The 14,248-nt window shown below is 74.6% G+C and carries 6 protein-coding genes; 5 read left to right on the plus strand and 1 reads right to left on the minus strand.

The window, feature by feature from the left end:
• Nucleotides 1-48 precede the first annotated feature (48 nt).
• Nucleotides 49-2,907: a lysylphosphatidylglycerol synthase transmembrane domain-containing protein gene (locus IF20_RS25780; RefSeq protein ID WP_234426819.1), complete on the minus strand. Its 2,859-nt coding sequence runs from the start codon at nt 2,905-2,907 to the stop codon at nt 49-51.
• Nucleotides 2,908-3,332: 425 nt separating this feature from the next.
• Here IF20_RS25780 and IF20_RS25785 point away from each other — a divergent pair, with 425 nt between their 5' ends.
• The 5 genes from IF20_RS25785 to nudC all read left to right on the plus strand — a co-directional run bounded on the left by IF20_RS25785 (nt 3,333) and on the right by nudC (nt 14,172).
• On the plus strand, nt 3,333-3,806 hold the full coding sequence (locus IF20_RS25785; RefSeq protein ID WP_052867717.1) for an MGMT family protein: 474 nt from the start codon (nt 3,333-3,335) through the stop codon (nt 3,804-3,806).
• Between the two features lie 308 nt (nt 3,807-4,114).
• On the plus strand, nt 4,115-7,957 hold the full coding sequence (locus IF20_RS25790) for an ATP-dependent helicase (RefSeq protein WP_407702554.1): 3,843 nt from the start codon (nt 4,115-4,117) through the stop codon (nt 7,955-7,957).
• Between the two features lie 63 nt (nt 7,958-8,020).
• Nucleotides 8,021-11,740 (plus strand): UvrD-helicase domain-containing protein, encoded by a 3,720-nt coding sequence (locus tag IF20_RS25795; protein WP_110944545.1) that lies wholly within the window; start codon nt 8,021-8,023, stop codon nt 11,738-11,740.
• 10 nt (nt 11,741-11,750) lie between these two features.
• Nucleotides 11,751-13,151, plus strand: coding sequence for a dipeptidase (locus IF20_RS25800; RefSeq protein ID WP_052867718.1), 1,401 nt, complete (start codon nt 11,751-11,753; stop codon nt 13,149-13,151).
• Nucleotides 13,152-13,236: 85 nt separating this feature from the next.
• Nucleotides 13,237-14,172 carry an NAD(+) diphosphatase gene (gene nudC / locus IF20_RS25805; protein WP_052867719.1) on the plus strand — a complete coding sequence of 312 codons (936 nt, stop codon included), beginning with the start codon at nt 13,237-13,239 and terminating at the stop codon, nt 14,170-14,172.
• Nucleotides 14,173-14,248: the final 76 nt, after the last annotated feature.

Genomic DNA, 14,248 nt, shown 5'->3' on the forward strand with positions numbered 1-14,248 from the left:
GCCTTCGTAGGGGCCCATGGCGCCGTGTCCACCGGCACGCCGGCCGGGTCACAGCGCTCCCTTGCGCGTGAGGAACGTGAACGACAGCCAGCCCGGCAGCACCGGCAGCCAGAACGTCATCAGGCGGAAGAGCAGCACCGCCGACAGGGCCGTGTCACTGCCCAGCCCGGCCGCCGTCAGCAGACCCGTCAGGGCCAGTTCCACGGCGCCGACGCCGCCCGGTGTGGGCGCCGCGGAGCCGAGCGCGTTGCCCGCGAGGAAGACGACCGCGATGCTCGCGTAGGAGATCTGGTCGCCGCCCCCGAAGGCGCGGATCGAGGCGTCCAGGCACATCACGTTCGCGGCCGTCAGCAGCAGCATGCCGCCGATGCCGGCGACCAGCTTCTTCGGGCGCTGCAGTACGTCGAGCATGCGCGGCACCACACCGGCGAACAGCGACCGCACCCGGGTCACCACGAACTTGCGCAGCGCCGGGATGGCCGTGACCACCAGGGCCAGCACCGCCGCCGTCAGCAGCCCCGCGATGACCGTGCGGGACGGCGAGAGCGAGGGCGTGCGTTCGGTGCCGGTCAGGTAACCGAAGGTCAGCAGCAGCAGGATGTGGCTGCCGAGGCCGAACAGCTGGGACGCGCCGACGCTCGCCACCGCGAGGCCCGGCCGGATGCCGGCCCGCTGCAGGAAACGGGCGTTGAGCGCCACGCCGCCCACCGCGGCCGGCGCCACCAGCTTCACGAAGTTGCCCGCGACCTGCGCGATCACCGTCCGCAGGAAAGAGACCTTCTCGGGCACGAAGCCCAGCAGGGCGAGGGCCGCCGCGATGTAGGTCAGCGCCGAGAAGAACAGCGCGGTCGCCACCCAGCCCCAGTTCGCCTCGCCGATGACCTGGTCGAACTTCACGTGGGTGAGCTGTGAGAGCAGGAAGTACGCGGCGAACGCGCCCGCGATCCAGCTCACCAGCGTGCGCGGGCTGATCCGCTCCAGTTTGGCCGGCTCCACCGGGGCGGTCGGCCGGATCAGCAGCACCTGGCGGCGGATCTGCGAGAGCAGATCCTCCTCGCGGGCCTCCTCCATCGCCTCGTCCAGCGCCCGCTTCTCGGCGTTCTTCTCGGCACGCAGCGTCTTGCGGTCGGTACGGCCCTCCTCGGCCTTCGCCGCCTTTGCCGCCTGTGAGGCCGCCAGCACCGCCTCACGCTCCCGCTTGGCCCGCTCCCGGGCCAGATGGCGCAGGGTGGCCCTGGTCGTCCGGCTGAGCGCGATCGGCTGGAGCAGCGGCAGGCTGTCCGCCACCGCGTCCGGGCCGAGCACCTCGACCGCCACCTGCACGCTGCGCTCCGCGCCGACCCGGAGGCCCAGCGTGGTGAGCAGCTGTGCGACGTCCATCCGCAGCACCACGTCGCCGGCGGCGATCTCACCGCCGCGCAGGTCGGTGAGGACGACCGTGCCGGAACGATCCACCAGGAGCGCGTCACCGACCAGCCGTCGGTGCGCGATGCGCCGCGACTGCAGCGCCGCGACCTGCTGCCAGGCGTTGTCCATCAGCTCGTCGGTGATCTCCTCGTCCGCGAGCGCGTCCAGGGTGCGGCCCCCGACGTGCTCGTACACGAGCATCACGGCGTCCGGACCCAGCTCGGAGGTGGCGATCAGCTTGGGCGCGTTCGCCCCGGCGGCGATCGCCGCGTACGCCAGCAGCGCCTCCTGCTCCAGCGCCTGGCGCAGCGACTGCAGGCTGCGGCGCTGGTTGATGCCGCGCAACGAGAGCCGGCGCCACACGCGGTAGAAGAAGCCCTGCGCCTGCTGCTCGCGGTCCACGACGGTCACGTCGATGGGCGGGCCGTCCTCCAGCGTGACGATGTACCGGCGGCCCCGGTCGGAGTGTTCCGGGTACGCGGTGTCCTCCGCGCGCAGCGCGCTGACCGGCCGGAAACCGACCCGGCGCAGGCCGGCGAGGAGGTTCTGACCGGTGGGCCGGACGTTCGGGGAGCCGACCGCGTACAGCGTGCCGAAGGCGACCGTGTAGCCGATCAGCACGGTGGTGACGATGGCGAACGGCGTGGTGTACCGGCCCACGAGCACCGCGAAGGCGTCGAGCAGCAGCACGCACCACATGGCCACGCGCCAGCGCGGCCTTCGGGACATGCCGACGGCCGTCATGTAGGCGATGACCGGTGCGAGGTAGCTGTGCACGGGGGCGGTGATCGCCCCGTTGGCCAGCGGCTGGGTGAGCGCGTCCCGGATGGACTCCGGTGCGGCCTCGGCCACCCAGAGGTCGGTCGCGAGCGACACCCCGTGGGCGAGGACGGCGGCGAGTACGCCGTCGGCGATCCGCAGGCCGTCCCGTTTGATCAGCCGTTCGATCGCGAACGCCACCGGAACGATCAGTACCGCGATGCTCGCGGTCAGTCCGGCGAAGGTGATCAGCAGCTGGGGCGCCTGTCCGGCACCCTTGCCGATGTCGTTCTCCAGGCCTTGCGTGGTGCCGTGCGCGAACGTCGCCAGCCCCAGGACCAGCACGACCCCCACGATGCCCAGCAGGAAGCGCAGCAGGTCGAAGGGGCGGTGCACGCGGGCGGGCAGCAAGGGCTCGTCGCCCGAGACGTGGTCGACGTGGAACTCGCTGCCGACGCCCTCGTCGCCGATCCGGTCCCCCTTGACGGCGCGGTCGTCCCGCTCGGTGCGGTCGTCCTTCTCGCGGTGGTCGGCCCCGTCCGGGTGGTCAGCCCCTTCGGGGTGGTCGGTCCGCTGCGTACGGGGGTCCTGCGCGCCGCCAGGTCTGTCGGCGTCCTGGCCGCTCGCGTCGTCGCGCGTCGCACCCGGTGGCGGACGCTCGTCCTTCGGAGTGCGGCCGGCGGCTGCGCTCGCCCCTTCGGGCACGTCGGCCCGTCCGGCCTGCTCGGTCGTGCTTGCCATGTCGGTGGTGGAAGCCCTTCCCCGTTGTAGCGGCTGTCCCGGTGTCTTCTCCGGCTGGTCCGGCTGCTCCGGCTTCCTCTTGATCGTTCCGTCGGTCTCGTGCTCGGTGTCGGGGGCGCTGGTGCCGGCCTCGGCGGGGCGGCTGTCGGCGGTGCTGCCACCGGACCCGGGCAGCGCGTCCGGAGCGCCCGCCTCCCTCGGAGGCGCCGCGCCCTGATGCTGCTCAGCCGTCTCTTCTTGATCTCGTATCACCAGTCACCGCCCGGAAGATGGTGGCACGGCCTCGGTGCGGAGGGGGGCATCAGGGTGCATTTCGGGGGCGCGGGAAGCGCAGCGTACGCCGCGTCGGCCCTTCGCGCACGCGCCGCCACAGGGGTGGCGGGGAACGGTGGGCGTTGTCGGTGGCATACGGCAGGATGGGCCGAATGAGTGGGACCGGAGAGAACGCGAGCGACGCCCCGGGCGGCGAGTTGCCCGAGTACGCGGACCGGGTGCTCGACGTGGCCGAGCGGATTCCGCCGGGCCGGGTGATGACCTACGGAGACGTCGCCGAGTACCTCAATGAGGAAGAGGGGCACCCCGAAGCGCATCCGGAGGCGAGCGGTGGCGAGCGCCGGATAGGCCCGCGGCAGGTGGGGCGCGCGATGGCGCTGTACGGCGGCGCCGTGCCGTGGTGGCGCGTGGTCCGCGCCGACGGCACCCTGCTGCCGGGCAGCGAGCGGCGCGCGCTGCAGCACTACCGCACGGAGGGCACGCCGCTGCGGGAACCCCGGCGCACCGCCGGCTCCCGTGAGGAGCGCACGCTGCCGCGGCTGGACATGGCGCGGGCGCGCTGGGACGGCGGCGAGCCGGATGCGGGCGACGCCCCGGACGTGAGCCGGCGCCGCCACGAGGGCTGAGGGCGCGGCCCCCGGGGGCGCGTACGGGGTGCGCGCGACCGCCGGTTCCCGCCGCCCGGTCGCGGGACGTGCTGCGGCTCGTGCGCCACCTGGCGTAGCGTCGGGCGCAGCCAGCACGACGGACACCAGCACCCATATCACCCGCTCTTCCCGCATCACGCGTACGGACGGCTCTGTCCGTACCACCAGCATCACCGCAGACCGGACGCCCGGCATCACTCACCGGACACCCGTCTCCACCGCATCCGCACACCAGGACCCCAGTACCACCGCAACCCGCACCTCAGACCCCGGCACAGGCGATCCACGTGAGTTCCTCCCCCTCGGCGATTCCGCAGCCCCGGCCGTACCCACGGCCGGAGCGGCGGGGTGCGCCCGGCGCGTACCGTCTGGTCCGCAGCCGGCTCGACGCGGTGCGTCCTCCTGCCTTGGACGCACGTCAGCGCCGAGTGGTTGACCACGAGGACGGCCCGCTGCTCGTGCTCGCCGGTCCCGGTACGGGCAAGACCACGACGCTCGTCGAGGCGGTCACCCGGCGGGTGCGGGAGGGCACCGACCCCGAGCGGATCCTCGTCCTGACCTTCAGCCGCAAGGCCGCCGTCGAACTGCGCGACCGGATGGCGGCCCGGCTGAGCCACGAAGGCCCGTCGGAGTCGGACCACGAGGGCCCGGGAGAGCCGAGACCCGGAGGCGCGGTGGAGGCGGCGGGGGCACCGGGAGCGGGAGAGGAGCCGGCGCAGGCGGCCGTTCGCCGGGCGGGCAGTCCGCAGGCCACCACCTTCCACTCCTTCTGCTACGCGCTGGTCCGCGCCCATCAGGACGCCGACCTCTTCGCCGACCCGCTGCGCCTGCTGTCCGGACCCGAGCAGGACCTCGTCGTGCGCGAGCTGCTCGCGGGCCAGGCGGAGCTGGCCCGGGAGGGCCGCGCCCCGGTCGGCTGGCCGGACGAGCTGCGGGCGTGCCTGACCACCCGCGGCTTCGCCGACGAGGTGCGCGCCGTGCTCGCCCGCAGCCGCGAGCTGGGCCTCGGCCCGAATGCGCTGGGCGAGTTCGCGCGCCGCACGGGGCGGCCCGACTGGGGTGCGGCGGCCGGCTTCCTCGCCGAGTACCTGGACGTCCTGGACGCCCAGGGGGTGCTCGACTACGCCGAGCTGGTGCACCGTGCGGTGCTGCTCGCCGAGCGCCCCGAGGTGGCGGCCGAGCTGGCACGCCGGTACGACGCGGTCTTCGTCGACGAATACCAGGACACCGACGCCGCGCAGGTCCGGCTGCTGCATGCGCTGGCGGGGAACCGCGGGCCCGCGAGCGCCGGGGCCGGCGGCGGCCGCACCCTGGTCGCCTTCGGCGATCCCGACCAGTCCATCTACGCCTTCCGCGGTGCCGACATCAACGGCATCCTCGACTTCCCGGAGACCTTCCGGCGTGCGGACGGGGCGCCCGCACCCGTAGAGGTGCTGCGCACCGCGCGCCGTTCGGGGGCCGCGCTCGTCGCCGCCACGCGGCTGCTCACCCGCCGCATGCCGCTCAATCGGCTGCCTGCCCGGCAGGTCAGGGAGCACCGCGAGCCGGTACCGGCGCGGGACGGCGGTCGGGTCGAGGTCTACACGTACCCGACGGCCGGCGGCGAGCTGGAGAACATCGCCGACATCCTCCGCAGGGCCCACCTGGAGGACGGCGTTCCCTGGCAGGACATGGCCGTCCTCGTACGGGCCGGCGGCCGTTCGATCCCCTCCGCACGCCGCGCCCTCACCTCGGCGGGCGTCCCCCTCGACATCGACGGTGACGACCTCCCGCTGCGGCACGAGCCCGCGGTCGCGCCGCTGCTGCTGGCGCTGCGGGTGGCGGCGACGGACGCGCCGGTGTCCGGCACGCCGAACGGGGATGGGGACGGCGACGGGGACGCGGACGCGGTCGAGGCCGGTGTCGACGTCGGGGCCGGGGAGACCCTGGACGGTCCTGACGACGCGCTGTACGGGGCCGACGGGCTGTACGGGGCCGACGGGCTGGACGGGGGCGACGACGCGCTGGACGGGAGCGGAGACGCGCTGCACGGGGTCGACGGCGCGCCGGACGGGGGCACGGAGCCCGGCACGGCGCCGCCGGACGGCGGGCCGGCCGGGACGCCGGACGAGGCCGCGCGGGGGCGCCTGACGCCCGCCGGGACCGACGGGGGCGCCGAGACCGGCGAAGACGGCGGGAGCGAGTCCGCCGAAGCCGAGCCCGGTGCGTCGCCGGCCTCCGCCACCCGCACGCGCATCGCCCCCGAGGTGGCGACAGAGCTGCTGACCTCGCCGCTCGGCGGGATGGACGCCGCCGATCTGCGGCGGCTCGGGCGCGCGCTCCGGGAGGAGGAGCGGGCCGCCGGCCGGACCGTGCCGCGCGCCTCGGACGTGCTGATCGCCGAGGCGCTGGACGAACCGGAGCGCCTCGTGGCGCACGACCCGGCGTACGCACGAGGCGCGCAGCGGCTCGGCCTGCTGCTCCGCAAGGCCCGCGAGCTGCTCGCGGGCGGCGGCACCGCCGAACAGGCGCTGTGGGAGCTGTGGGACGGGACGCCGTGGCCGGGCCGGCTCGAACGGACCGCCCGGCGCGGCGGTGCCGCGGGCCGCAACGCCGACCGTGACCTGGACGCCGTGGTGGCCCTCTTCGAGACGGCGGCGCGCGCCGAGGAGCGCACCGGGGGCCGGGGCGCCCTGAACTTCCTGGAGGAGCTGGACCATCAGGACATCGCCGCCGACACGCTGACCCGCCGTACGGTGCGGCCGGATGCGGTCCGTCTGATGACCGCGCACCGTTCCAAGGGCCTGGAGTGGCGCCTCGTCGTGGTCGCCGGCGTACAGGAGGGGCTCTGGCCCGACCTGCGCCGCCGCGGCTCGCTGCTGGAGGCCGACCGGATCGGCCGGGACGGCATCGCGGAACCGCTCACCCCCGGTGCGCTGCTCGCCGAGGAACGCCGGCTGTTCTACGTGGCGGCGACCCGGGCCCGGGAACGCCTCGTGGTCACCGCCGTGAAGGCCGCGGCCGACGACGGTGACCAGCCCTCCCGCTTCCTCACCGAGCTGGGCGTCGACCCGGTCGACGTCACCGGGCGCCCCCGCCGCCCGCTCTCGGTGGCCGCCCTCGTCGCCGAGCTGCGCGCCACCGTCGTCGACCCTGCGGCCTCCGAAGCGCTGCGCACGGCCGCCGTGGAGCGGCTCGCCAGGCTGGCCTCGCTCCGGGACGACGAGGGCCGCCCGCTGGTGCCCGCCGCGCACCCGTACCGCTGGTGGGGCCTGTACGAGCCGACGCACAGCTCCGTACCGCTGCGTGACAAGGACGCGCCCGTGGCACTCTCGGGCAGCGCGCTCGACCAGCTCGCCAACACCTGCGCCCTCCAGTGGTTCCTGGGCCGGGAGGTCAAGGCGGACGCGCCCGCGACCGCCGCGCAGGGCTTCGGCAACGTGGTGCACGTGTTGGCCGACGAGGTCGCCTCCGGCCGTACCCCGGCCGACCTCGCCGTCCTGATGGAGCGGCTGGATTCCGTGTGGGACTCGCTCGCCTTCGATGCGCCGTGGAAGTCGCGTCAGGAGAAGGACAGCGCACGCGCCGCCCTGGAGCGCTTCCTGCGCTGGCACGTCATGGAGCGCGAGACGCTCGGCCGCGCCACGGTCGCCACCGAGCACGGCTTCGACGTCACGCTGAAGGCCGGCGCCGCGGAGGAGTACGCGGTGCGTATCCGCGGCAGCATGGACCGTGTCGAGGCCGACGCCGACGGCCGTGCGTACGTCGTGGACTTCAAGACTGGCAAGAGCCGGCCGACCGGCCCTGAGGTGGCCCGGCATCCGCAGCTCGCCGTGTACCAGCTCGCGGTGCGCGAGGGAGCCGTCGACGAGGTCTTCGGGGGGCGCACCCCGGAGCCCGGGGGAGCGGAGCTGGTGCACCTGCGCCAGGGCGCCGCCAAGAAGGACGGCGGCGACGCGCTCCCCGTGGTGCAGGCGCAGCAGCCCCTGGCGGGCGAGGGGGCGGGCGACTGGGTGGGCGACCTGCTGGCCACCGCCGCCGGCCGTGTTCTGGAGGAGCGCTTCGTCCCCTCGACCGGGCAGCACTGCACGCACTGCGCCTTCAAGAGCTCCTGCTCGGCGCGGCCCGAGGGGCAGCACGTCGTCGAGTGACGGTCCGCCCCACTGACCGGCGGGTTTGCTCCGTTGTCAGTGCCGCCCGTTACCGTCTCGGACGTGTCCGCACGCATCACCGACCCCGAACAGCTCAAGGAGCTGCTGGGCATCCCCTTCACCCCGGAGCAGCTGGCCTGCATCACGGCGCCGCCCGCTCCGCAGGTGATCGTGGCCGGCGCGGGGTCCGGCAAGACGACGGTGATGGCCGCGCGCGTGGTGTGGCTGGTGGGCACCGGACAGGTCGCCCCCGAGCGGGTCCTCGGTCTCACCTTCACGAACAAGGCCGCAGGTGAGCTGGGTGAGCGGGTGCGCGCCGCCCTGCTCGCCGCCGGCGTGACCGACCCCGACCCGGCGCCCGGCCACGGGAGCGCCGTCGACGAGGCTCCCGGCGAGCCGCACATCTCCACGTACCACGCTTTCGCAGGCCAACTCCTGAAGGACCACGGCCTGCGCATCGGTGTCGAGCCCAGCGCCCGCCTGCTCGCCGACGCCACCCGCTTCCAGCTCGCCGCCCGGGTGCTGCGCGAGGCGCCGGGCCCGTATCCCGCGCTCACCACCTCGCTGCCCACCCTCGTGGAGGACCTGCTCGCCCTCGACGGCGAGCTGGCCGAACACCTCGTCACCCCCGAGGAGCTGCGCGCGTACGACACCCGGCTGCTCGCCGAGCTGGGTGCCGCCAAACTCAGCAACGCCGAACTGCGCAAGGTCCCCGAAGCGGTGCAGGGCCGCCTGGAGCTGCTCGACCTGGTCGGCGCGTACCGCAGCGAGAAGCGCCGCCGCGACCTCCTCGACTTCGGCGACCAGATCGCCCTCTCCGCGACCCTCGCCACCACCCGCGCCGAAGTGGGCAGCCAGCTGCGCGAGGAGTTCGCCGTCGTCCTGCTGGACGAGTACCAGGACACCTCGGTGGCCCAGCGGCTGCTGCTCTCCGGGCTCTTCGGCGGGGGCACCGGCCACGCCGTCACCGCCGTGGGCGACCCCTGCCAGGCCATCTACGGCTGGCGCGGCGCCTCGGTGGCGAACCTCGACGACTTCCCCCGGCACTTCCCGTTCGCCGACGGCAGTCCGGCGCGCCGCTTCGCACTCAGCGAGAACCGCCGCAGTGGCGGCCGCCTCCTGGACCTCGCCAACGGCCTGGCCGCCCCGCTGCGCGAGCGCCACGAAGGCGTCGAGGCCCTGCGGCCCGCGCCGGGCGCCGAGCGCGACGGCGTCGTGCGCTGCGCCCTGCTGCCCACCCACGCCGACGAGATGCGCTGGCTCGCCGACTCCCTCGCCCACCTCGTCCGTACGGGCACGCCGCCCGGTGAGATCGCCGTCCTGTGCCGTACGGCCGGCGATTTCGCCCGCATCCAGGGCGAGCTGGTGGCCCGCGACATCCCCGTGGAGGTCGTCGGCCTCTCCGGGCTGCTGCACCTCCCCGAGGTCGCCGACCTGGTCGCCGTCTGCGAGGTGCTGCAGGACCCCACGGCCAACGCCGCTCTGGTCCGCCTCCTCGTCGGGCCGCGCTGGCGCATCGGCCCCCGGGACCTCGCCCTGCTGGGCCGCCTCGCCCGTACGCTCGTCCACCGCGACGGGCCCTCCGACGACCCCGAGCGCCGCCTCGCCGAGGCCGTCGAGGGCACCGACCCGGCCGAGGTGATCTCGCTCGCCGACGCCCTGGACACGTTCCTCGGGACGGACGGCGCCGCTCCCGAGGGCGACGCTCCGGGGGCCGGGCTGCCCTTCTCGGCCGACGCCAGGGTCCGCTTCGCTCACCTCGCCGCCGAGCTGCGCGACCTGCGCCGCTCCCTCGGCGACCCGCTGATGGACGTCCTGCACCGTGTCCTGGCCACCACGGGCCTCGACGTCGAGCTGTCCGCCTCGCCGCACGCCTTGGCCGCCCGCCGCCGCGAGACCCTGGGCTCCTTCCTCGACATCGCCGCGGGGTTCGCCGCCCTGGACGGCGAGGCCACGCTGCTCGCCTTCCTCGGGTTCCTCCGCACCGCCGTGCAGCACGAGAAGGGCTTGGACAGCTCCCTCCCGGGGGGCGAGAACACCGTCAAGGTCCTGACCGCGCACAAGTCCAAGGGCCTGGAGTGGGACGTGGTCGCGGTCCCCGGACTGGTCGAGAAGCAGTTCCCCAGCAGCCGGGCCCGCGAGTCCTGGACCAGCCAGGCCAAGGTGCTGCCGCACGCCCTGCGCGGCGACGCCGACACCCTGCCCGACGTACCGGCATGGGACAGCCGCGGCATGAAGGCCTTCAAGGAGGCGATGAAGGACCATCAGGCCACCGAGGAGCTGCGCCTCGGGTACGTCACGTTCACCCGTCCCCGCTCCCTGCTGCTCGGCTCCGGCCACTGGTGGGGGCCCGACCAGAAGAAGCCGCGCGGCCCGTCCGCCTTCCTGGAGGCGCTGCGCACGCACTGCGAGGCGGGCCACGGCGAGATCGAGGAGTGGGCCGACCCGCCCGAGGAGGACGCGGAGAACCCCGCCCTTGTGGCCGCGGACGACGACAAGGGGGAGTGGCCGCTCCCGCTGGACCCGGAGGCGATGGCCCGCCGCCGGTCCGCGGCGGAGGCGGTACTGGCTCGGGTGCGGCGCCTGGAGCAGGCTCCGGGGCCGGCCGGCACGGCCCCTCCCGAGCCGTCGGAACCCCCGATCGCCCCGGGCCCGGCCGACGACCCGGAATGGCCCGCCGAGGAGCCCGCCTACGAGGACGAGGAGCGGTACGGCGACCCGTACGGCGAGGACGGGGACGAGCCCTTCGCCGCGCCGTACGGTGCGGACGCGGACGAGCGGGATGAGCCGCCGCACGACGAGGACGACGCGTACGCCGCGCCGTACGACCCCTCGCACCCCGGCCACCCCGGCCACTCCGACCGTGCCGCCCCCGACCGCACCGTGCACGCACCCACCGTGCCCGCGGCCCGGGACGGCGACGAGGCGGACGCGCGGGCCTCGCTGGCCCCCGAGGAGCGACGGGCCGTCGCGTCCTGGGACCGCGACCTCGACGCGCTGGCGGGCGAGCTGCGCCGGTCCCGGGCCCGCGTCCAGGACGTCCCGCTGCCGTCGTCGCTCAGTGCCTCGCAGATGATGCGGCTGGCCGCCGACCCGGACGGCTTCGCGCGCGAGCTGGCCCGGCCGATGCCGCGCCCCCCGCAGCCCGGCGCGCGCCGCGGCACCCGCTTCCACGCCTGGGTCGAGTCCCGCTTCGAGGAGCTGACGCTGCCGATGCTCGGCCCCGAGGAGCTGCCCGGCGCCGACGAGGAGAGGCCGGCCGAGGAGAGCATCGCCGACGAGCGGGACCTCGCCGCCCTGAAGGAGGCCTTCGCGCGCACCCCGTACGCGCGGCGCACGCCGTACCGGGTGGAGGTGCCCGTCCAGCTCACTCTGGCGGGCCGGCTCGTCCGCGGCCGCATCGACGCCGTCTACCGCCTCGCCCCCGACCCGCAGGCGACGGGCGGTTACGACGGCCCCGTGTACGAGATCGTCGACTGGAAGACCGGCCGCAGCCAGGACGCCGACCCGCTCCAGCTGGCCCTGTACCGCCTGGCCTGGGCGGAGCAGCGCGGCGTCCCACTCACCGCCGTGCGGGCCGCCTTCCTGTACGTGCGCAGCGGCGAGCTGGTCCGGCCCCCGAGGCTCCCCGGCCGCCGTGAGCTGGAACGCATCCTGCTCGGCGAGCACCTGGAGGGCGCCGACGGCGCGACCGCCGCAGCGGCGGTGTACGAGGGCGACGCGGCGTACCCGGCCGGTCACGGAGGTGAGACCGGCGACCGTTCGACCCATAGGGGCCGATAGGCTCAGGGGTATGAGCAGCACCCCGGACAGCGCTGTCCGCACGTACATCAGCAGCCGACGTGAGGCCTTCCTCGACGACCTGCGCGCCTGGCTGCGCATCCCCTCGGTGTCGGCCGACCCCGGCCACGCCCCCGATGTACGCCGCAGCGCCGAATGGCTGGTCGCCAAGCTCACCGAGACCGGCTTCCCGACCGCCGAGGTCTGGGAGACCGAGGGCCTGCCCGCGGTGTTCGCCGAGTGGCCGTCCGGTGACCCGGAGGCCCCGACCGTGCTCGTCTACGGCCACCACGATGTGCAGCCCGCCGCCCTGGAGGACGGCTGGCACACCGACCCCTTCGAGCCGCACACCGCCGACGGCAAGCTGTACGCGCGCGGCGCGGCCGACGACAAGGGCCAGGTCTTCTTCCACACCCTCGGGGTGCGGGCGCACCTCGCCGCCACCGGCCGCACCGCCCCCGCCGTCAACCTCAAGCTGCTCATCGAGGGCGAGGAGGAGTCCGGCTCGCCGAACTTCCCCGCGCTGATCACCAAGCACGCGCACCGCCTCGCGTGCGACGCGGTGATCGTCTCCGACACCGGCATGTGGGCGGCGGACACGCCGACCGTGTGCACGGGCATGCGCGGCCTCACCGACTGCCAGATCGACCTCTACGGGCCCGGCCAGGACATCCACTCCGGCTCCTTCGGCGGTGCCGTGCCGAACCCGGCCACCGAGGCGGCCCGGCTGGCCGCCGCGCTGCACGACGAGGACCGCAGGGTCGCGATCCCCGGCTTCTACGACGGCGTGGTCGAGCTCACCGAACGGGAGCGGGAACTCTTCGCCGAGCTGCCCTTCGACGAGGCGGCGTGGCTGCGTACGGCGCACTCGCACGCCGCGCTCGGCGAGGCCGGCCACACCACCCTGGAACGCATCTGGGCCCGCCCCACGGCCGAGGTCAACGGCATCGGCGGCGGTTACCAGGGCCCCGGCGGCAAGACCATCGTCCCGTCCCGGGCCCAGCTGAAGCTCTCCTTCCGGCTGGTCGCCGGCCAGGACGCGGCCGCCGTCCAGGAGGCCGTCCGCACCTGGGTCGCCGAACGGCTGCCGGCCGGCATCCGCCACGAGATCACCTTCTGGGGCGCCACCCGGCCCTGCCTGACCCCGCTGGACCACCCCGCCCTGCAGTCGGTCGCCCGCGCGATGGGCCGGGCCTTCGAGCAGCAGATCCGCTTCACCCGGGAGGGCGGTTCGGGGCCCGCCGCCGACCTCCAGGACGCGCTCGGCGCCCCGGTGCTCTTCCTCGGCATCTCCGTGCCCTCCGACGGCTGGCACGCGCCCAACGAGAAGGTCGAGCTGGACCTGCTCATGAAGGGCGTCGAGACCGCGGCGTATCTGTGGGGCGACCTGGCGGAGAACTGGCGCCCGGCATGACCCGACCACCGCGGCCTCCCGCCGGCCCGCGCCCCGCATCCGTACGCAGCCCGCACCTCTCGCATAGGGGGAGTTGGAAACACCAGTGACCACCCGGATCGATCACGACGCACACCGGCCCATCACCTTCAGCGCCGACAGCGGCATCGACCGCAGCGCGCATCACCGACTCGACGAGGCCTGGCTCGCCGCGGCGTGGAGCCACCCGACGACGCGCGTCTTCGTGGTCTCCGGCGGCCAGGCCCTGGTGGACGACACCCCTGACGGCCGCACGGAGCTGGTCATGACGCCCTCCTTCGAGGCGCCGATGACCGAGACCCACCGGTACTACCTCGGGCAGGACCAAGACGGCGTCCGCTACTTCGCGCTGCAGAAGGACTCGCTGCCGGGGCGCATGGACCAGTCCGCGCGCCCCGCGGGCCTGCGGGAAGCCGGTCTGCTGCTCTCCGAGCGCGACGCCGGTCTCCTCGTGCACGCCGTCGCGCTGGAGAACTGGCAGCGGCTGCACCGCTTCTGTTCGCGCTGCGGCGAGCGCACGGTCATCGCGGCGGCGGGCCACATCCGCCGCTGCCCGGCCTGCGGGGCCGAGCACTACCCGCGTACCGACCCGGCCGTGATCATGCTCGTCACGGACGAGGAGGACCGCGCGCTCCTGGGCCGCCAGGTGCACTGGCCCGAAGGACGGTTCTCCACGCTCGCCGGCTTCGTGGAGCCGGGCGAGTCCATCGAGCAGTCCGTGCGGCGCGAGGTCTACGAAGAGGCCGGCGTGGTCGTCGGCGACGTCGAGTACGTCGCCAGCCAGCCCTGGCCCTTCCCCTCCAGCCTGATGCTCGGCTTCATGGCGCGTGCCACCCGGCCCGAGATCCAGGTGGACGGCGAGGAGATCGAGGAGGCCCGCTGGTTCTCCCGCGAGGACCTGCGCGACGCCTTCGAATCGGGCGAGGTACTGCCGCCGTACGGCATCTCCATCGCGGCCCGCCTGATCGAGCTCTGGTACGGGAAGCCACTGCCGAAGCCTTAGTGGCCGCGGCATGCGCGAGGGCCGGAACCGTGGGGTTCCGGCCCTCTGCGTGTCCGGCCGCACAGCGCGAGCCGCG

Source organism: Streptomyces niger (assembly GCF_000718305.1).
In the GTDB taxonomy this organism is placed as follows: Bacteria; Actinomycetota; Actinomycetes; order Streptomycetales; family Streptomycetaceae; genus Streptomyces; species Streptomyces niger.